Source organism: Dactylosporangium sp. CA-052675 (assembly GCF_050947935.1).
Classification (GTDB): Bacteria; Actinomycetota; Actinomycetes; order Mycobacteriales; family Micromonosporaceae; genus Dactylosporangium.
Genome location: NZ_CP192010.1, coordinates 4,849,419 through 4,868,808 on the forward strand (window position 1 = coordinate 4,849,419; position 19,390 = coordinate 4,868,808).

15 protein-coding genes are annotated in these 19,390 nt (G+C 73.5%); 10 read left to right on the forward strand and 5 right to left on the reverse strand.

The features are described from left to right. The first annotated feature begins 80 nt into the window (after positions 1–80). The gene (locus ACQP1P_RS22330; RefSeq protein ID WP_433089059.1) at positions 81–1,088 is read left to right on the forward strand and encodes an ABC transporter permease; all 1,008 of its coding nucleotides are present in this window, start codon (positions 81–83) and stop codon (positions 1,086–1,088) included. Beyond that, entirely contained in the window at positions 1,081–3,816 is a 2,736-nt protein-coding gene (locus ACQP1P_RS22335) for a dipeptide ABC transporter ATP-binding protein (protein WP_433089061.1), read from the forward strand. The genes ACQP1P_RS22330 and ACQP1P_RS22335 overlap by 8 nt, the downstream gene beginning before the upstream one ends. 12 nt (positions 3,817–3,828) lie before the next feature. Here ACQP1P_RS22335 and ACQP1P_RS22340 read toward each other — a convergent pair whose 3' ends face one another. Together ACQP1P_RS22340 and ACQP1P_RS22345 are read right to left on the reverse strand one after the other, a co-directional pair. Beyond that, positions 3,829–4,875, reverse strand: a complete 1,047-nt coding sequence (locus tag ACQP1P_RS22340; RefSeq protein WP_433089063.1) for an MBL fold metallo-hydrolase — start codon at positions 4,873–4,875, stop codon at positions 3,829–3,831. Next, positions 4,872–5,465 carry a TetR/AcrR family transcriptional regulator gene (locus tag ACQP1P_RS22345; RefSeq protein WP_433089065.1) on the reverse strand — a complete coding sequence of 198 codons (594 nt, stop codon included), beginning with the start codon at positions 5,463–5,465 and terminating at the stop codon, positions 4,872–4,874. Before ACQP1P_RS22345 ends, ACQP1P_RS22340 begins: the two co-directional genes overlap by 4 nt. 162 nt (positions 5,466–5,627) lie before the next feature. Here ACQP1P_RS22345 and ACQP1P_RS22350 point away from each other — a divergent pair, with 162 nt between their 5' ends. Continuing rightward, positions 5,628–7,193, forward strand: a complete 1,566-nt coding sequence (locus ACQP1P_RS22350; protein WP_433089067.1) for a PP2C family protein-serine/threonine phosphatase — start codon at positions 5,628–5,630, stop codon at positions 7,191–7,193. Positions 7,194–7,415: 222 nt separating this feature from the next. Then, positions 7,416–7,898 carry an NUDIX domain-containing protein gene (locus ACQP1P_RS22355; RefSeq protein ID WP_433089069.1) on the forward strand — a complete coding sequence of 161 codons (483 nt, stop codon included), beginning with the start codon at positions 7,416–7,418 and terminating at the stop codon, positions 7,896–7,898. A 19-nt stretch (positions 7,899–7,917) separates the two neighbouring features. On the opposite strand, the gene def is transcribed toward ACQP1P_RS22355, so the two are convergent. Then, positions 7,918–8,418, reverse strand: coding sequence for a peptide deformylase (def, locus tag ACQP1P_RS22360; protein WP_433089071.1), 501 nt, complete (start codon positions 8,416–8,418; stop codon positions 7,918–7,920). A 112-nt stretch (positions 8,419–8,530) separates the two neighbouring features. Continuing rightward, the gene (locus tag ACQP1P_RS22365; protein WP_433089073.1) at positions 8,531–9,013 is read right to left on the reverse strand and encodes a universal stress protein; all 483 of its coding nucleotides are present in this window, start codon (positions 9,011–9,013) and stop codon (positions 8,531–8,533) included. Between the two features lie 79 nt (positions 9,014–9,092). Here ACQP1P_RS22365 and ACQP1P_RS22370 point away from each other — a divergent pair, with 79 nt between their 5' ends. The 4 genes from ACQP1P_RS22370 (at position 9,093) to ACQP1P_RS22385 (ending at position 12,800) form a co-directional block, all read left to right on the forward strand. Beyond that, positions 9,093–9,542 (forward strand): MarR family transcriptional regulator, encoded by a 450-nt coding sequence (locus ACQP1P_RS22370; protein ID WP_433089075.1) that lies wholly within the window; start codon positions 9,093–9,095, stop codon positions 9,540–9,542. Beyond that, positions 9,539–11,266 carry an MFS transporter gene (locus tag ACQP1P_RS22375; RefSeq protein WP_433089077.1) on the forward strand — a complete coding sequence of 576 codons (1,728 nt, stop codon included), beginning with the start codon at positions 9,539–9,541 and terminating at the stop codon, positions 11,264–11,266. The genes ACQP1P_RS22370 and ACQP1P_RS22375 overlap by 4 nt, the downstream gene beginning before the upstream one ends. Before the next feature lie 91 nt (positions 11,267–11,357). Next, the gene (locus ACQP1P_RS22380) at positions 11,358–12,110 is read left to right on the forward strand and encodes an ATP-binding protein (RefSeq protein ID WP_433089079.1); all 753 of its coding nucleotides are present in this window, start codon (positions 11,358–11,360) and stop codon (positions 12,108–12,110) included. 72 nt (positions 12,111–12,182) lie between these two features. Continuing rightward, positions 12,183–12,800: a hypothetical protein gene (locus ACQP1P_RS22385; protein ID WP_433089081.1), complete on the forward strand. Its 618-nt coding sequence runs from the start codon at positions 12,183–12,185 to the stop codon at positions 12,798–12,800. A gap of 107 nt (positions 12,801–12,907) precedes the next feature. Here the strand turns inward: ACQP1P_RS22385 and ACQP1P_RS22390 are convergent, their stop codons facing one another. Then, entirely contained in the window at positions 12,908–13,750 is an 843-nt protein-coding gene (locus tag ACQP1P_RS22390) for an SDR family NAD(P)-dependent oxidoreductase (protein ID WP_433089083.1), read from the reverse strand. A 284-nt stretch (positions 13,751–14,034) separates the two neighbouring features. On the opposite strand from ACQP1P_RS22390, the gene ACQP1P_RS22395 reads away from it, so the two are divergent. Further along, entirely contained in the window at positions 14,035–14,427 is a 393-nt protein-coding gene (locus tag ACQP1P_RS22395; RefSeq protein WP_433089084.1) for a hypothetical protein, read from the forward strand. A gap of 257 nt (positions 14,428–14,684) precedes the next feature. Further along, complete coding sequence (locus ACQP1P_RS22400; RefSeq protein WP_433089086.1) at positions 14,685–19,370, forward strand: LamG-like jellyroll fold domain-containing protein; 4,686 nt, start codon at positions 14,685–14,687, stop codon at positions 19,368–19,370. Positions 19,371–19,390: the final 20 nt, after the last annotated feature.

Consider the following 19,390-nt stretch of genomic DNA (forward strand, 5'->3'; position numbering starts at 1 on the left):
GAACCCGCCTCCCTAATGCATACTTCGCAGACCGTCTATATATACATCTTCTGCTACGTTCATCAATACGATATCCGTCAATGGGAGGTTCGGTGCTCGCCTTCCTCGCCCGCCGCGTCGCCTACTACCTGGTCCTGCTGCTCTCGGCCGCCTTTCTGTCCTACCTCCTGGCGGCGACCGCCCTGTCGCCCCGCGCCTACTTCCAGGCCCGGCTGCCCCCGCCGCCGGCCGAGCAGGTGGACCGGCAACTGCGCGCCATCGGGCTCGACGATCGCCGGCCGGTCACCGAGCGCTTCGCGGGCTGGGCCGGCCGGGCGGCCCGCGGCGACCTCGGCACGAGCATCACCGGCACCTCCGTCAACGCCGAGTTCGGCCGCCGCGTCGGGGTGAGCCTACGGCTGCTCGCGCTCGGCACCACGCTCGGCATCGCCGCCGGGGTGGCGGCCGGCGCGTGGAGCGCCGTCCGCCAGCACCGGCTCTCCGACCGCTCGTTCACCGTGCTCGCGTTCCTGCTGCTGTCCACGCCGACGTTCCTGATCGCCCTGCTGCTCAAGATCGGCGCGCTGGCCGCGAACCAGGCCGCCGGGCGGCAGGTCGTCGCCTTCACCGGGGAGCGCTCGCCGGGGCTCACCGGCTCGGCGCTGACCCTGCTCGCCGACCGGGCCGGGCACCTGCTGCTGCCGACGCTGTCGATCGGGCTGGTCACGCTGGCCACCTACAGCCGCTACCAGCGAAGCGCCATGCTCGACGTGCTCGGCGCCGACTACCTGCGCACCGCCGCGGCCAAGGGCCTGCCCCGCTTCAGTGTTCTGGTCAAGCACGGCCTGCGCACCGCGCTCGTGCCGATGTCGACGTTCTTCTCCTTCGGCTTCCTCGGCGTGCTCACCGGCGCCACCTTCACCGAGAAGATCTTCGGCTGGCACGGCATGGGGGAGTGGTTCATCGACTCGGTCAACAACAACGACGTCAACGCGGTCGTGGCGGTCAACCTCTTCGCCGCCGTCACCGTCCTGGTCGCCGGGCTCCTCGCCGACGTCCTGCACGCCGTGCTCGACCCGCGCGTGCGCCTCGGCGGCCGCCGTGGCTGACACGCTCGCCGCGGAGGTCGCCGACGAGGCCCGCCAGGCGTCGCCGACCCGGCTGCGGGTCGTCGCCGGGCGCCTGCGCCGCGACCGGACCGCCTGGTTCGGCGCCGCCGTCGTCGCGCTGCTGTTCCTGCTCGCGTTCGCCGGCCCGCTGGTGACCCGCTGGTCGTACACCGACATCGACTACACCGCCCTGCGCGCCGCCCCCTCCGCGGCGCACTGGTGGGGCACCAACGGCATCGGCCAGGACGTGTTCGCCCAGACCGTCCGCGGGCTGCAGAAGTCGCTGCTCATCGGCCTCGCCGTGGCCGTGGTCGCCACGGCCCTGGCCGCCGCCGTCGGCGCGGTCGCCGGGTATGTCGGCGGCTGGACCGAGCGCGCCCTCGTCCTCGTCGTCGACCTGCTCCTGGTCTTCCCGTCGTTCCTGGTCATCGCCGTGGTGTCGCCCCGGCTGCGGGCCGGCGGCTGGGTCGCGTTCGTCGGCCTGCTCGCGATCTTCGGCTGGATGATCTCCGCCCGCGTCGTGCGGTCCCTGACGATCTCCCTCAAGGACCTGCCGTTCGTCCGCGCGGCCCGGTTCATGGGCGTCTCCACGCCGCGGATCATCGTCCGCCACGTCCTGCCCAGCACCGCCTCCTTCCTGGTCATCGACGCCACCCTCGCCGTCGGCGCCGCGGTCATGACCGAGACGTCCCTGTCCTACTTCGGCTTCGGCGTCCAGCCCCCCGACGTGTCGCTGGGCACCCTGATCGCCGCCGGCACCGCCTCGGCGGTCACCTACCCGTGGATGTTCTTCTTCCCGGCCGGGCTGCTGGTCGTCTTCGTGCTGGCGGTGAACCTGGTCGGCGACGCCCTGCGCGACGCCGTGGACCCGCGCTCCGGCCCGGCCCGGCGCCGGGCCCCGCACCCGATCGCGGCGCCGCCCCCGCCCGACGGTGCCGTCCTGGCCGTGCGGGGCCTGACGGTCCGCTTCGGCGACGCTCCGCCCGCGGTGGACGGCATCGACCTGACCGTCCGCCGCGGGCAGGTCCTGGGCCTCGTCGGGGAGTCGGGCTCCGGCAAGTCCGTGACCGTCCTGGCCGCCCTGGGGCTGCTCCCGCCCGGCGCGGCGGTGTCCGGCAGCATCGCGCTGGGCGGCACCGAGGTCGTCGGCGCCACCGCGAGCACCCTGCGCCGCCTGCGCGGCCGGGTCGCCGCGGTCGTCTTCCAGGACTCGCTCTCCGCCCTGACCCCCGTGTACCGGGTGGGCGACCAGCTGGCCGAGGCGGTGCGCGCCCACCGCGACGTGTCCCGGGCGCAGGCGCGCCGCCGAGCCGTGGAGCTCCTGCGGCTGGTCGGCATCCCGTCGCCGGAGCTGCGCGCGCGGGCGTTCCCGGACGAGCTCTCGGGCGGCATGCGTCAGCGCGTGATGATCGCCATGGCCATCGCCAACGACCCCGACCTGATCCTCGCCGACGAGCCGACGACGGCGCTGGATGTGACCGTCCAGGCCCAGATCCTGCAGGTGCTGCGCGACGTGCGCGAGGCCACCGGCGCCGCGCTGGTCTTCGTGAGCCACGACCTCGGCGTCGTGGCCGGCATCGCCGACACGGTGGCCGTCATGCGCGGCGGGCGGATCGTCGAGGAGGCGGAGGTGCGGCAGCTGTACCACCACCCGCGCGACCCGTACACCCGCGAGCTGCTGGCCGCCCGGCCGCGCCTGGACCGCCCGCGCGCCGCGCGTGCGCGCCCGCCCGGCCCGCCCGTGCTGCGCGTCACCGGCCTGCGGCGCACCTTCCCCGTGTACCGCGGCCGCGTCCTGCGCCGCCGGGCCACCGCGATCCACGCCGTCGACGGCGTCGACCTGACCGTCGACCCGGGCCGGACCCATGCGCTGGTGGGGGAGTCGGGCAGCGGGAAGTCCACGACGCTGCTGGAGGTGCTGGCCCTGCGGCCGCCGGAGGCCGGCACCGTGGAACTGTTCGGCCGCACGGTCGGCGGGCGCCTGAGCGCCGCCGATCGCTCCGCGCTGCGCCGCCGGATGCAGCTGGTGTTCCAGGACCCGTTCGCCAGCCTGGACCCGAGGCTCCCGGTCGGCGACGTCATCGCCGAGCCGATGCTGGCGCAGGGACGTGCCCCGGCGCCGGCCCGGGCCCGGGTGGCCGAGGTCCTGCGGCTCGTCGGGCTGGACCCGGCCCTGGCCGGCCGCTTCCCCCACGAGTTCTCCGGCGGCCAGCGGCAGCGGATCGCGATCGCGCGGGCCATCGCCGTCGAGCCGGACCTGCTCGTGCTGGACGAGCCGGTCTCCTCGCTGGACGTGACCGTGCAGGCCGCGGTGCTGGAGCTCCTGGCCCGGCTGCAGGAGCGCCTCGGCCTCGCCTACCTGGTCGTGACCCACGACCTCGCCGTCGTGGCCGGCATCGCGGACGTGGTCAGCGTGATGTACCGGGGCCGGATCGTGGAGACCGGACCGGCCGCCGCGGTGCTGGGCCGGCCGTCGCACCCGTACACGCGGGCGCTGGTGTCCGCGGTGCCGGTGCCCGACCCGGACGCCGAGCGCGGCCGCGAGCGCATCCTGCTCGCCGGCGACCTGCCCGCGGCCGACGAGCGCCCCGTGGGCTGCCGCTTCCGGGGCCGGTGCCCATTGTACGCCCGCCTGGAACCCTTGCCGCGCACCCGCTGCGAGACGCAGGAGCCGGCGATGAGCGGCGGCGAGCACCGGGCCGCCTGCCACCACACGGCCCCGGGCTGAGCGCCGGGCGGCTCAGCCCCGGGCCGAGTGCCAGCGCACCGGGGTGTCCGCCGACGGGCGCACGGCGCCGAGGGCGGACAGGTGCTCCAGGTGGGCCAGGGTCTCGGCCAGCGCCAGCCGGCGCAGCATGCCCTGCAGGGCGTCCCAGCCGCGCGACCACGTGATCGCGGCCGCGATCGCCCAGCCCGTCGGCGCGGCGAGGGTGTCGATGGCGTGCATGATCTCGGCGCCGCGCTCGTCGTGGTGGCGCACGAGGTCGGCGGCGCGGGCGTCGAGGGCGCGGAAGCGGTACTCGTGGGCCGGCAGCGCCTCGTCCGCCCCGAACTTGGCGACCAGCTCCAGCGAGTCCAGGTAGGCGCCGAGCGGGTTGCCGTCCGTGATCGCGTGCACGCCGATGTTGGGGCTGATCCGCGGCAGGAGATGGTCGCCGGTCAGCAGCACGCCCGCGCCCTCCTCGTGCAGGCAGAGGTGGCCGGGGGTGTGGCCGGGCGTCCAGATCGCGCGCAGCTCGTGCCGGGCCAGGGGCAGCAGGTCGCCGTCCTCGATCGCGCGGTCGGGCTCGGCCATGCCCATCAGCTCTTCGACGCGCTCCGCGGGCATGATCAGCTCGTCGACCTCGGACTCGGGCGCCCCGTGGCGCAGGAGCCAGGCCCGGTCGGTCGCCGGGGCGCGGCCGCGGTCGTGCCACGAGCGCGCGGGCAGCGTCGCCGCCTCGGCCGGGTGCATGCCGATCCAGGCGCCGGTGCGCTCGCGCAGCCAGCCGCTCATGGCGTGGTGGTCGGGGTGGACGTGGGTGACGACGACGCCGGTGACGTCATCGAGACTCGCGCCGGCCGCGCCGAGCCCGGCCGTGATCGCGGCGCGCCCCGCGTCCGAGTCCCAGCCCGGGTCGACCAGCAGCACGCCGGCGTCGTCGAGGAAGAGGTAGCTCAGCGTGTACCGCAGCGGGCTGTTCGGAATCGGCACGGGAACCGACCACAGGCCGGGGCGCACCCGCTCGACCGGCGGCATGACCCGCCGCTGCCAAGCCTCGTGCTGGTCCGTTCCGGTGATGATCACGAGTTGCCCCCGGTGTGCAGCAGGAAGTCGACCAGTCGCGCCGCGTCCGCCGGGATGGGGCCGCGTCTGTCCGCCGGTGTGCTCAGCGCGTGCATCATCGCGCCGCCGACCAGCGTGTCGAGCAGCAGCGTGACCGACACCGTGGCGGGAAGCTCCCCGCGGTCGATGCCGCGGCGCACGATGGCCCGGGCGGCGACGATCTGGGCCATGCGCAGCGACTCGTACTGCTCCGCCACCCCCGCGATCGTCCCCACCTCGAGCGGCAGGCGCAGCGCCGCACGGCTGGACGGGCCGGTGTAGCGGTCGAGCACCTGCGTGGCCAGCTCGATCAGGTCGCCGCGCAGCGTGCCCGTGTCCACGTCGTTGACCCGGACCAGCCCGGCCGCCAGCGCGTCGGCGAGCAGCGCCTCCTTGGTGCTCCACCGCAGATAGAGCGAGGCCTTGCCGACGCCGGCCCGCCGCGCGACGGTCTCCATCGCGAAGCCGGCCCACCCGCTGTCGCCGAACACGTCGACGGCGGCCCGCAGGATCCGCCGGTCGACCTGCGGATCGCGGGGCCTTCCCGGCGGTGCTGCGGTCGGCGCGCTCATCGGCACCATAGTATCTGAACGATCATCGTTCAGATTGTCCATCTGATCACACGGTGGCGCACACCACAGGCGTCCTGGCCCGCGGTGGCGAGGTCGGCCCTGGCCGTGGTGGCGACCGGCGACAACGGGACGATGACGTGGCGGCTGGTCTAGGTTCGAGATGTGGATCCCCTCTTCGCCGCCGCCGGCGCGGGCCTGCGCGAGGCCTACGCGCGGGTCGACTGGGCCGCGACCCCGCTCGGGCCGGTGGCGTCGTGGGGACCGGCCCTGCGCACGGCCGTCGACCTCGCACTGCGAACCAGGTTCGCGGTCACGCTGTTCTGGGGCCCGCAGTCGGTGATGCTCTACAACGATGCCTACGTGCCGATGATCGCCGACAAGCACCCGGCCGCCCTCGGCGCGTCGGCCCGGGGGGTCTTCGCCGAGTTGTGGGACGACATCGGCCCCATGATCGAGCAGGTTCTCGGCGGCGGCGGCGCGACCTGGGTCGAGGACCTCCGCCTGGAGATGCGCCGGCACGGCTTCCTCGAGGAGTGCTACTTCACGTTCTCCTACTCCCCGGTCATGGGGGAGGACGGCCGGATCGAGGGCGTCTTCGACATCGCCTCCGAGACCACCAGGCAGGTCCTGGCCACCCGCCGGCTCCGGCTGCTCAACGCGCTGCACGACCGGCTCGCCAGCGTCGACCACCGCGGCGAGGTGCTGCAGCGCACGCTGCCGGTGCTGCGTGGCGACCCGCACGACCTGCCCAGCGTGGAGATCGTGGCCGCCGACGGCAGCGACGCCGCGGTGCGCCAGACGGCGGGCGGGAAGGTCGCGACGGTACGGCTGAGCACCCGCACGTACGCGGCCGGCGACCTGATGCTGCGCACGACGCTCAACCCGCGCCTGCTCGCCGACGAGACCTACCTGATCTTCGTCCGGCTGGTCGGCGCCACGATCAGCCAGGCGCTGGACCGGGCGCGGCTGCGCGAGGCCGAGCGGCGGGCGAGCGCGATCGAGCGGGAGATCTCCGAGACGATCCAGCGCAGCCTGCTCGCGCCGCCGCCGGTGAGCCGGCACTACCAGGTCGCGGCGCGCTACGAGCCCGCCGTCGAGCACGCCCGGGTGGGCGGCGACTGGTACGACGCGTTCCTGCTGCCCGACGGCACCATGACCATCGTCGTGGGCGACATCAGCGGCCACGACCGGTTCGCGGCGGCGGCCATGGCCCAGGTTCGCAGCATCCTGCGGGGCATCACGCACACCCTGCTCGGGCCGCCCTCACGCATCCTGGCCGCGATGGACGAGGCCATGTCCGGCTTCGGCCTGGACACCTTCGCGACGGTCGTGCTGGCCCAGGTCAGCCTGGACCCCGAGCCGGGCGCCCCAGCCCCCTACACGCTGCACTGGTCCAACGCCGGCCACCCGCCTCCGATCCTGCTCACCCCCGACGGCGCGGCGACCCTGCTGCGCCGCCCGTCGGAACTCCTGCTCGGCACCGGCCTGCCCGCGACGCGCAGCGACCACTCGCTGACGCTGGAGCCGGGCAGCCACGTGGTCCTCTACACCGACGGCCTCGTCGAGCGCCCGGGCCGGCCCCTCGACGAGAGCCTGCGCGGCCTCGTCGACCTGCTCACCGGCCGGCACGACCGGACCGCCGAGCAGCTGTGCGACCATCTGCTGGCCGCGTCCCGGGCCGGCGCCGGCGACGACATCGTCGTCACCGTGCTGCAGACGGGCCGTTGATGCGCCCCCGCTGCACCACCGGCTGATCAAGCCTGGCAGAGCCGCGTTAAAAAAACGTTGTAGCGCGAGCGCCGCCCGTCAGCCGCGTCCGGCCTCCCGGTACCCGGGGCTCATGCCCTTCGCGACGGCCGGCCGCGAGGCCGCCGGCGTGGCACCACAGGCCGCGCCGGGCCGTGGGGCGCGGGGCCGTCGGGTCGCGGGCGGCGAGCGTAGCCTCCGGTGGTGACGACATCGCCGCAGGACTACACCGCCACGCTGCCGCGCAAGCGGATGGGGTCGGGCGTGCTGTTGCGCGACCCGGCGGGTCGGGTGCTGCTCGTCGAGCCGACGTACAAGGACTCCTGGGAGCTGCCGGGCGGCGCGGTGGAGGGCGACGAGTCGCCGTACGGTGCCGCGGTGCGGGAGCTGCGCGAGGAGCTGGGCCTGTCGGTGGTGCCGGGCCGGCTGCTGGTGGTGGACTGGGTGCCGCCCCGGCCGGGCCGCACCGAGGGCGTGATGTTCGTCTTCGACGGCGGCGTGCTGGGCGCGGCCGCGGCCGAGCGGATCCGGCTGCCCGCCGAGGAGCTGCGCGGCTGGGCCTGGTGCACGTCGCCGGAGGCGGATGCGCGGTTGTCGCCGCTGCTCGCCCGGCGAGCCGCCGCCGCGGCCACGGCGGCGGCGGACGGCACGACGGCGTATCTGGAGGACGGCCACCGGCGGCGGTGAGCCGCCCGCGTCCGGCCGGTCAGGCGCGCAGGCCCGCCTCGCGCAGCAGGGCCTCCCGCTGCGGCTCGGGCAGCCGATCCACGTACAGCACCCCGTTGAGGTGGTCGGTCTCGTGCTGCAGGCAGCGGGCGAAGTAGCCGGTGCCGGTGACCGTGATCGGGTTGCCGTCCCGGTCCTGCCCGGTGACCGTCGCGACCGCCGCCCGCGGCAGCGCTCCGCGCGGGCCGGGCACGGACAGGCAGCCCTCGTCGCCGTCGGCCGGCTCCGGCAGCGGCTCCAGCACCGGGTTCACGATGTGCCCGACCTGCCGCACGTCGTCGGCGTCCGGGCAGTCGTAGACGAACACCTGCCGGTCGACGCCGATCTGGTTGGCCGCGAGGCCCACGCCGCGCGCCGCGTACATCGAGGCGAACATGTCGTCGATGAGCTCCCGCAGCTCGTCGTCGAACACGGTCACGTCGGCGCAGCGGCGGTGCAGGACGGGGTCGCCGTAGTACACGATCGGGCGGGCGGTCGGCATTGATCAACCGTACCGCGCCGCCCGGGCCGGCCTCGCTCGCGTCCGCGCCCGGTCGAGGGGCCGCCGTCCAGGGACCACGGCTCGAGGGACCACGGCTCGAGGGGCCGGCGGATCAAGGGACCACGGTCACGGGCCAGCGTCCGCAGCGCACGAGTTTCACCGCGACCGACCCGGCGATGCGGTGCAGGGCGCCGGCCGAGCGGCCCACGACGACCGCGTCCGCGTGGAGCTGCTCGGCGATGGCGACCAGCTCCGTGTACGGCTCCCCGGTCCGCACCACCAGGCGCACGTCGACGCTCAGGCGCGGGATGTGGCGCTCGACGGCGTCGCGCAGCTGTCGTTCGACCGCGTCGTGGGCGTCGATCACGTTGTGGGCCGCGTTCCCGCCGGCGTCGGCGAGGGAGAGCACCGTCGCGGGGAGCGTGCGCACGTAGACCGCGACCAGCCGCGAGCGCTGCCGCCGGGCGAGGCCCACGGCGTACGCGGCCGCGCGCAGGGACGACGTCGAGCCGTCGATGCCGACGACGATCGTGCCCGGCCCGTCGCTGCCGACGTCGCGAATCGGCCGGGCGGCCGGCTGCAGTTCCTCGTTCACGGCAACTCCCCGGGGTGTGAGGGCGCGATCACACGGAAAAGCATAACGCCATAATATAAGTACGTGATATAAAAGTTGTGTGTCCAAGATCCTCGACGGGGTGGCGCTGGCCAACAGCCTGGAGCGGGTCGTCTCGCTCCTGCGGCGGCTGGCCCCCTCGGACCAGGTGTCGCTGACGAAGGCCGCCACGCTGCGGACGCTCGACGTCCACGGCCCGTGCCGCATCTCCGAGCTCGCGGTCCACGAGGGCATCACGCAGCCGGCCATGACCCAGCTCGTCTCCCGGCTGGAGCAGGACGGCTACGCCGAGCGCCGCTCCTGGGCCGACGACGCCCGGGTCGTGATGGTGCACCTCACCCCCGACGGCGCCGACGTGCTGCGGCACCGCCGCGACACCCGGGCCCGGCTCCTGGCCGGCCTCGCCGATCGCCTCGACGACGAGGACCGCGCCGCGCTCGCCGCCGCCCTGCCCGCCTTGGACCGGCTCGTCACCACATATCAGACCCTCCCCGGGAGTACCTCGGTATGAAGTCCCACGGTGCGCAAGCGGCGCTCAAGGCGTCGTCATCGAACCAGCACAGTCCGGCGCCGGCCAGCCCGTTCCGCCAGCCGAAGGCGGTGTGGGCCGTCGCGTTCGCCTGCGTCGTGTCGTTCATGGGCATCGGCCTCGTCGACCCGATCCTGCCCGCGCTGTCGACCAAGCTGCACGCCTCGCCCAGCCAGGTGTCGCTGCTGTTCACCAGCTACCTGCTCGTGACCGCGGTCGCGATGCTCATCACCAACATGGTGTCCAGCCGCATCGGCCCGAAGCGGACCCTCATCGCCGGCCTCGTGATCATCGTCGTGTTCGCGGGCCTCGCGGGCACCTCGGACTCGATCGGCGGCATCGTCGGCTTCCGCGCCGGCTGGGGCCTGGGCAATGCGCTGTTCATCGCCACCTCGCTCGCCGTCATCGTCGCGTCCGCGAGCGGCGGCTTCGGCGGGGCGATCATCCTGTACGAGACGGCGCTGGGCGTCGGCATCGCGGTCGGCCCGCTGCTCGGCGGCACGCTCGGCGGGATCAGCTGGCGCGGCCCGTTCTACGGCGTGAGCGTGCTGATGTTCATCGCGCTCATCGCGACCGTCTTCCTGGTGCCCAAGACGCCGAAGCCGGCCGAGCGCACCTCCATCGCGGCCCCGATCGCCGCGCTGCGCCACCGCGGGCTGCTCATCATGAGCCTGACCGCCGTGCTGTACAACTGGGGCTTCTTCACCATGCTCGGGTACGCCCCCTACCCGATGCACCTCAACGAGCACCGGCTCGGTCTCGTCTTCACCGGCTGGGGCCTGCTCGTCGCGATCTTCAGCGTCGCCGTCGCCCCGCGGCTGCAGCGACGCTTCGGCACGGCCAGGACGCTGTACGCCAACCTCTTCCTGCTCGGCGTCGTGATGACCGTCATCGCCGCGTTCACCGACTCGCCCGCCACGGTCATCGTCGCGGTCATCGTGTGCGGCGCCTTCATCGGCATCAACAACACCCTGACCACCCAGGCGGTCATGACGGTGGCCCCGGTGCCGCGGCCGGTCGCCTCCGCCTCCTACGGCTTCGTGCGCTTCATCGGCGGCGGTCTCGCCCCGTTCGTGGCCGGCAAGCTCGCCGACCACTACAACATCCACGTGCCGTTCTACCTCGGCGCCGCGACGTTCATCCTCGCCATCTTCGTGCTGGCCACCGGTCACCGGATCCTCACCGACGCCGAGAACGCGGCGGCCGTGGCCGACGAGCCCGAGCCCACCGGCGAGATCATCGCCGTCGGCCGCATCGGCGCGGCCAACGGCAACCGGCCCGTCGTCGTGGCCGTCGACGCGGGGGAGTCCGCGCACGCCGTCCTCGCCGCCGCGGCCGGGCGCGCCGCCGACCTGCACGCGCCGCTGGAGCTGCTGCACGTCCACGAGATCGCGGTCGTCGGTGACGAGGCGGTGGACCGGGAGACGTACGAGCAGGCCCGCACCCGGGTCGAGACACTGCTGGCCGAGCTCGCCACCCGCGGGGTCGCCGCGTCCGGGCACGTGCTGCGCAGCGTCGCCGACCACGGCAGCGCCGGCAGCCTGATCGCCCGCCACGCCAAGGCCGTCGGCGCCCAGCTGGTCGCGATCGGCGGCTCCTCGCACGGCGGCGTCGCCCACCTGCTCGACGGCAGCGCGAGCGAGCGCATCGTCGCGGAGTCGGGCTGCGAGGTGCTGGTCGTCCCGCCGGTCACGCTTGCGGGGTAGTCCCCGCGGATGGTCCGTACTCCTCCGTCCGGGGCACGCGTTCGTGCCCCGGACGGTTTGCGGAGCACCTGATTCGTTTTACGGTTACTCCATGATGACCGTCGAGTCCCGGCACGACCTCGAACGAGAGGTCACCTGGATCACCGTCGCCGGGGAACTGACCGTCGAACGCAAGCACCGTCTCCGCACGGTCATCGGCAAGGCGCTCGTCGCCTGCCCCCGCGCCGTCATCGTCGACCTCACCGGCTTCGACGACCCGACCGGCACCGCGGCGCCGCTGTTCCACGCGGCCCAGGACCGAGCCTTCCGCGACCACGGCGTGTGCCTGCTGTGGGTGCTGCCGCGCCGGGGCGTGCTCCGCGACCGGCTCGCCAACCCGTTCTGGCACCGCGTCCTGCGCCTCTACGACACCGTCGCCGAGGCCGAGGCGGCCGTCGAACTCGGCCCGCCGGTCCCGAGCCGGTTCACCGAACTGCTCGAGCCCGACGGCTTCGCCCCGAGCCGCGCCCGCCTGCTCGTCAACGACGCCTGCATGGCCTGGAACCTGCCGCACATCGCCACCGTCGCGCGCCGGATCGTCTTCGAGCTCGTGCACAACGCCGCGACCCACGCGGCCACCCCGCTCATCCTGGTCGTCAGCCGGCGCGGCGGCTTCCTGCACCTCTCGGTGCGCGACGGCGATCCCCGGCCCCCGACGGTGCTGCCGAACGCCCGCCGCGCGGGCCTGCGCGGCGACGGGCTGCACATCGTCGACCGTAACGCCACCATCTGGGGCTGCCTGCGCGGCGCGAACGGCAAGACCGTCTGGGCCGCGCTGTGGCTTGCGCCCACGTCGCGAGATTGACCGTTATGTTCGGTAGGCCGGGCTGATGGGTATCGGAGTGGTCGGTCAGCAGCCACTCCGAGGGAGCCCCCCATGCCTACCGAGCTGCAAACGCTGGGCCGTCACGCCCGCCCGCTGCACGGCGTCCTGGGCTGGTGGGCCGTGACGAGCTTCGGTCTGCTGAGCGTGCTGGTCGCGGCCCTGGCCGCGCTCTGGCCGTCGCCCGTGCGCGCGGTCGGCGCCGCCGTGCTGGGCGCCTGGCTGCTGTTCACCGCCTTTGGCCGCGCCGGCGGCGGCCAGCTCCTGCGCGCCCGCTACGGCGGCCCGCTCGTGCTGCAGGCCGGCCCGGCCCTGCTGGCGCTGGCCGGCGTCATCCTGCTGCGCCTGCCGGAGTCGGACCCGTCCGTCGGCGTCTCGGTGGCCGCCCTGGCGTTCGGCATCGCCGCGGCCGTCGACGGCGCCGCCGCGCAGCCCCTGCCGAGCCTGCCCCGCACCTGCCTGCGCGTGCGCGCGGCGAGCGGCCTGGTCGCCGCGATCGCGGTGGCCGCGGCGCCGGTGGTGGGCCTGATCGTCGCCGCGGCCGTCATCGGCATCGGCGAGCTCGTCCTGGCGGCGCGGCTCGTGCCCGAGGCGGAGCGCCTGGCGCAGATGGTGGACCGCACCGAGTCCCCCGCGGAGGGCGAGCCGCTGCTGGCCCTGCACGACGACTGACCCCGGACGCGGCAACGTCGCGGCGCCCGCCGCGCACAGCGCCGCCGGCCGGTAGCGAAGTGCCTCGCCGACGACGGCCTCCGCCGAGGCGTCCACGAGCTGAGCCCTCATCGGCCCGGCGGGAAGTCGGCGGCGCGCGCGGCGGTCTCGGACCGGGCGATGTCCGTCATCGTCTCGCGCAGCGTCGACGTCACCGTGTCGTACGCGTCGCTGCCCAGCACCAGCCGGCGCGGCGGCGGGTCCTCGGCCATCGCGGCGATGACCGCGCGGACGCCGCGCACCGGGTCGCCGGGCTGCTTGCCGTCCTGGCCGATCATCGCGGACCGCACGTCCTGCAGCATCCGGCGGTAGGCCGGCACGGTCTCGGTGAGCGGCTCGTGGGCGAACCCGGCGAAGGCGTTGGTGCGGAAGGGCCCCGGCTCGACCGCCAGGACCCGGATGCCCAGCGGGGCGACCTCCTCGCGCAGGACCGCCGTCGCCGCCTCGACCGCGTGCTTCGCGGCGCTGTAGTAGCCGAATCCGGTCACGGCGTGCAGACCGGCGAGCGAGGACATGTTGACGATCCAGCCGTGGCGCCGCTCGCGCATGCCGGGCAGCACCGCGCGCGTCACCGACACCAGCGCGAAGAAGTTCAGCTCGAACGTCCGGCGTACCGCATCCTCGGGCATGCCCTCGACCGAGCCGTACCATCCGCGCCCGGCGTTGTTGACCAGCACGTCGATCCCGTCGAAGCGCTGCTCGGCCGCGGCCACCGCGGCGCGGACCTGCGCCGCGTCGGTGACGTCCAGCGGCAGGACCAGCACGCGGTCGCCGTACGGCCGCGCCCATGCCCGCAGCTCCTCGGGGCGCCGCGTGGTCAGCGCCACCCGGTCGCCCGTCTCGAGCGCGGCGTCGGCGTACGCCATCCCGAAGCCGCCCGGCGTCCCGCCGGTGATGAACCACGTCCTCATGGCTCGATGATGAGCCGGACGACGGAGGAGCCGCGCAGGGTGAACCGGTAGTGCAGGTCGACGACCCCGCCCGGAAAGTCGTCCTCCGGCGTTGCGTCACGTCATCCCGCTCCTGCCCGAGCCGCGAGGCGCCGCACCGGCGGCCGCGCGCGGATCCCGGCGGTGCCGCGGTGGCCGCGGCCGTCGTCGGTCACGACGGCGTCGGGTGCGAACGAGGCGATCGCGCCCTCGGCGTCCCGGGGGACTGGCTTAGGATGCCGTAGGACACCGGCAGGGGAGCTGAGATGGCGTTCGTTTCCGGACGGGCCACGGCGGTCCGGGCCGTCGCGGCGTTGCTCGGCATCGGGGCGCTCGAACTGCGCGCACTCGCGAGCGACCTGCGCCAGGGGGCGATCGCCGGGCACGAGGTGGCCGACGCCATCGCGCGGATGCAGATGATCGCCGACGTCACCCACGACTTTCCGCCGCTGCTCATCCGGCCCGGACTGCTCGGTCGCGAGCGAGCCGCCCGCGAGGCGCTCGTGTGGCGCTGGGGCGTCTCGACCGACGCCGCCCGCGAGTGGATCGAGGCGGCGCTGGCCGATGCCGGGCCGCAGTTCCGCCGCTACCCGGCGATGCTCGAGCGCGAGCACCAGAAGTGGATGGCCAAGAATCCCCTCCGGCGCGTGCTGCGGTAACAGCGTCCGGCGTGAGGTTCTTCACATTGACAGCGTCGGATGCGACAGACAGTTCACACGCTTATCGATGTGACCAGGACTCCGTGGTCGCGTAGTCACATCGAGTAGCCGCGATGAGTAGACGTCATCACCGCGACCAGTGTCCCGGGCCGTTGACCGGATTCCCAGCGAACTCCTAGCCTTCCCTCCGCACCGTCCGACTGGATCACGGGGGAGTGGCCGGCGTGGATGTTTGTCTGCCCATGTTTCGTGCGCACGTGCGGCCGCACAAGGCCTTCGGCGTACTGTTCGCGCTGATCAGCCTCATCGTGACGCTCCTCGTCGCGCCGCCCTTCGCCGGGCGCGCGCACGCCGCGCCCAAGACCCCCGCCTGCCCGGCGACCGCGCCCGACGCGAAGACCGCGCGGGACCGGGCGGCGGAGTGCAAGGGCCGCGTCGAGGTGCTCGGCGGCCGCACCGAGCGGGCCCAGGTCTTCGCCAACCCGAACGGCACCTTCACGTCGAACGAGGCGGTGGTCGTGCAGCGGGTGCGCACCGCCGGCGGCGGCTGGACGGCCCCGGACCCGACGCTGCGCAAGACCTCCTCCGGCGGCTACGCGCCCGCGGCGAGCTGGCTCGGCACCACGTTCTCCGGCGGCGGCACCGGCCCGCTGGTGACACTGCGCCGCGGCTCCGGCGAGCTCTCCCTGTCGTGGCCGTCCGCGCTGCCGGAGCCGAAGGTCGCGGGGAGCACCGCCACCTACCCCGAGGTGCTGCCCGGCGTCGACCTGCAGCTGACCGCCGAGGTCGAGGGCTACTCCGAGGTCCTGGTCGTCAAGACGCCCGAGGCCGCCAAGCAGCCGGCCCTGGAGAGCGTGCGGTTCCGTACCGCGACCAAGGGGCTCAAGGTCAAGACCGGCGACTCCGGCTCCGTGTCGTACCTCGACGGCAGCGGCGCGCCGATGTTCGCCTCCGGCACCCCGGCGATGTGGGACTCCTCCGGCGGCATCCCGGCCGACGCCCGATCCGCGACCGCGCAGAGCCGCACCGCGCGGATGCCCGTGACGGTCGAGGGCGGCGACGTCGTCATCCGGCCCGACCTGCAGGTGCTGCACGGCGGCGCGACGAAGTTCCCGGTCTTCATCGACCCGGCCTTCAACGCGAGCGCCTGGACGATGATCAACAGCCGCTTCACCACGCAGTCGTACTGGAGCTACGACCGCAACGGCTGCCCCGCGCCCTTCAAGAGCGTCCCGTGCGCCAAGGTCGGGTACACCGACGAGGGCCAGACGATGATCTACCGCTCGATCTTCCTGCTCCCGACGGCCTCGTACGTCGGCAAGCACGTGCTGGACGCCAAGTTCTCGATGGACCTGCTGCACTCCTGGACCTGCAGCGACACCCGCACGAGCCTGTGGTGGGTCGGCCCGATCGACGCCAACACGAACTGGAGCAACCACGTGGGCAGCTGGAGCTCGCTGCAGACGTTCACCGACAACCACACGTGCAACCTGACCCGGGTGCGCACCGAGTGGGGCATCACCGGGCTGATCCAGTCGGCGGCCGGGCAGTACTGGAACGGCGTCACCATCGGCCTGCGCGCCGGCGACGAGGCCAACCACAACGCGTGGAAGAAGTTCGACGCGGGCACGGCGCTGCTGACCGTCACCTACAACTCCTACCCGAACGCGCCCGACCAGCTGACCGTCTCCGGCAGCGCGTGCGCGACGGGCGCCGGCCGGCCGGTGGTGAAGACGGTGACGCCGGAGCTGCGCGCCCGCACCAGCGACGCCGACGGTACGGCCCAGACCCACCGGGTGTCGTTCTGGTGGTGGCCGCTCGGGGGCACCCGCAACGACAACGACAAGGTCACGCAGACGGCCGTCACGCCCGGCACCACCGCCATCGTCAGCATCCCGCCGGGCAAGCTCGTCAACGACGGGGTGTACCAGTTCCAGGCCCGCTCCTACGACGGCACCGACGACGGCCAGTTCTCGCAGGTGTGCGAGTTCAAAGTGGACACCGCACCACCCGGCCCACCGTCGCAGGTGACCTCCACGGACTACCCCAGCGACGGGCAGCGCCACGGCGGCGCGGGCATCGGCGGCACCTTCAAGTTCTTCCCGCCCGCGATCGTGCCGTCGGACTTCGCCGGCTACGCCTACACCCTCGACACCGGCACGACGCCGCCGAACGCCAAGCAGGTCGCCGCGGCCGCGGACAACACGGCGACGGTGAGCATCACGCCGCCGACCGATGACGCGTTCACGCTGCGCGTGTGGACCAAGGACACGGGCGGCAGCTACTCGACGCCGACTACCTACGCCTTCAGCGTCAAGGCCGGCGCCGGCCCCGACGCCCGCTGGCAGCTCGACGAGGGCAGCGGCACGACCGCCGCGGACTCGACCGGGCACGGCAACCCGATCACGCTGTCCAACCCGTCGTGGATCGCGAGCCGCGGCGGCACCGGCAAGGCGCTCGCCTTCAACGGCACCAACACCACCGGCGCGACGGGCGGCCCGATCAACACCAAGTCGCCGACCACGAACACGGCGACGACGGTGCACACCAACGCCAACTTCACCGTCACCGCGTGGCTGAAGGTCGACGCGCTCGATCCCGGCGGCAAGAACTACGCCGCGGTGGCCCAGGAAGGCACCCGGACTTCGGCGTGGGCGCTGGGCTACAACGGCCCGGTCGACCGCTGGCGGTTCGCGATGAACGGCTCCGACGTGGACGCGCCCGCCGTGTACTCGGTGCTGTCGGACGCCCCGCCGACGCCGGGGAAGTGGACGTACCTCGTCGCCACGTACGACGCCTCGACCCACACCACGCGGCTGTATGTCGATGGCGTCCTGCAGTCGGCCACCGGAACGATCACCGCCGCGTTCGACCCCAGCGGCCCGGTGGTGCTCGGCCGGCGCAAGTGGGCCGGCAATTCCGACAGCTTCTTCAAGGGCGGCGTCGACGACGTGCGCATCTACGCCCGGGTCGTGCCCGCGGCCGATCCCGAGCTCACCAACCAGCTCAACCCCGAGAAGCCGACCATCACCATCCCGGCCGGCCAGACCCCGACGGTGAACCAGCCGCTGCAGGTCACCTTCAGCGGCGGGGGCGACCCGGCCGTGACGGCGATCAAGTACAGCCTCGGCGCCGCCGGGCTCGGCTCGACCGCGACCCTGCCCACCCCGGGCGGCCAGGTCACGGTCACCGTCACCCCGCCCGCCATGGGCCAGGTCACGCTGTTCGCCGCGGCCGTCGCGGGAACCCACCAGAGCGACATCGCCACCGCGCTCATCACGGTCGGCACGCCGCCGGCGATCACCGGCACGGTCGTCGACCCGGTCAGCGGCAACGCGGTCTCCGGCGCGACGGTGACGCTGCGCCCGAGCGGCACGACCCGGGTGACCGACGCGTTCGGCGTCTACGAGTTCACCGGCCTGACCCCGGGCACCTACACCGTGTCGACCGCGGTCGGGGACGCGTGCGGGCTGTACGCCAGCACCGAGGTCGTCGTCACCGGGCAGACGTACGTGGACCTGCTGCTCTACCCGCAGTCCGACGTGTTCGGGTACACCTGCCTCGCCCAGAGCCAGGCGTTCGAGCCCGGCGACACGCTGCTCGGCCTGAGCGGCGACGACTCGACGACCCAGGTGTCCGTGCCGTTCGCGATGCCCTTCTACGGGCACAGCTCGTCCACCGCCTGGGTGTCGACGAACGGCTTCCTGGCCTTCGCCGACCCGAGCGCGGCCGGTGACGCGGCGGCCGGCGCCGCCATCCCGCAGTCGGCCGCCCCGAACGCGCTGGTCGCGCCGTTCTGGACCGACCTGGTCGTCGACGGCAGCGCGAGCGTCTACACGAAGACCGACGGGGCCTTCCCGAACCGGCGCTTCATCGTCGAGTGGCGCAACGTGGCGCTCTTCGCCAGCAGCAAGCGGGTCACGTTCGAGGTGATCCTGTCCGAGAACGGCGACATCGCCTTCAACTACGCCGACATCGACGCCGACGACGCCGAGCGCGGCGGCGAGGCGACGGTCGGCATCGAGAGCACCGGCGGCGAGTACGGCCTGCAGTACGCCTTCCACCAGCCGATCCTGCAGTCCGGCAAGGCGGTGCTCATCGACTACCCGCTCGACGCCCAGCCGATCGGCACCGGCTACGTCACCGGCACCGTGACCCGCAACGGCAACCCCGCCGCCGGGCTCACCGTGTCGCTGCAGCCGCAGGGGCTCACCACGACGACGGCGAACGACGGCACGTACGCCTTCGCCGCCGTCGAGGAGGGCGGGTTCAGCGTGTCCACGGTGGACGGTTGCGCCACGGCCGCCGCGAGCGGTCACGTGTCCGGCCCGACCGTCGCGAACCTGGCCCTGGCCGCGGTGCCGGACGAGTTCGGCTACACCTGCACCACGTCGACGCAGGCGTTCGTGCCGGCCAATACGACGGTGCTGCCGATCGTCGACGACGACTCGCACACGCCGGTGACGCTGCCCTTCCCGGTGACGTTCTACGGCCAGACGTACACCAGCGCCTGGGTCTCGGCCAACGGCTTCGTCAGCTTCACCGACCCGGGCTACGAGAACCCGGACGTGCGGGCCGCCCTGCCCAACGCGACCGGCCCGAACGCCGCGCTGTACCCCTTCTGGGACGACCTGGTGCTGGACGGCAACTCCAGCGTCCGCACCGCGGTCGCCGGCTCGGCACCGAACCGCAAGTTCGTGGTCGAGTGGCGCGACATGTACCTCTTCGGCAACACCTCGCGCCGGGTCACCGTCGAGGCGATCATCGCCGAGAACGGCACCATCACCTTCAACTACGCCGGGCTGGACAACGCCTACGAGCGCGGCCTCGGCACGGTCGTCGGCATCGAGAACGCCGACGGCACCATCGGCCAGACCTACTCCGCGTTCCGTGATGCGCTGGCCGACGGCCGGGCCATCACCTACACCCCGCCGGCCGCGTGATCGTCGTGGAACTTTGGAGG

Bases quoted from the DNA above. Each gene is read 5' to 3' on its own strand.
- ACQP1P_RS22330 (WP_433089059.1), top strand. From the start codon at position 81: ATGGGAGGTTCGGTGCTCGCCTTCCTCGCCCGCCGCGTCGCCTACTAC.
- ACQP1P_RS22345 (WP_433089065.1), bottom strand. From the start codon at position 5,465: ATGAGCGCGCCGACCGCAGCACCGCCGGGAAGGCCCCGCGATCCGCAG.
- def (WP_433089071.1), bottom strand. From the start codon at position 8,418: ATGCCGACCGCCCGCCCGATCGTGTACTACGGCGACCCCGTCCTGCAC.
- ACQP1P_RS22375 (WP_433089077.1), top strand. From the start codon at position 9,539: ATGAAGTCCCACGGTGCGCAAGCGGCGCTCAAGGCGTCGTCATCGAAC.
- ACQP1P_RS22380 (WP_433089079.1), top strand. From the start codon at position 11,358: ATGATGACCGTCGAGTCCCGGCACGACCTCGAACGAGAGGTCACCTGG.
- ACQP1P_RS22385 (WP_433089081.1), top strand. From the start codon at position 12,183: ATGCCTACCGAGCTGCAAACGCTGGGCCGTCACGCCCGCCCGCTGCAC.
- ACQP1P_RS22390 (WP_433089083.1), bottom strand. From the start codon at position 13,750: ATGAGGACGTGGTTCATCACCGGCGGGACGCCGGGCGGCTTCGGGATG.
- ACQP1P_RS22395 (WP_433089084.1), top strand. From the start codon at position 14,035: ATGGCGTTCGTTTCCGGACGGGCCACGGCGGTCCGGGCCGTCGCGGCG.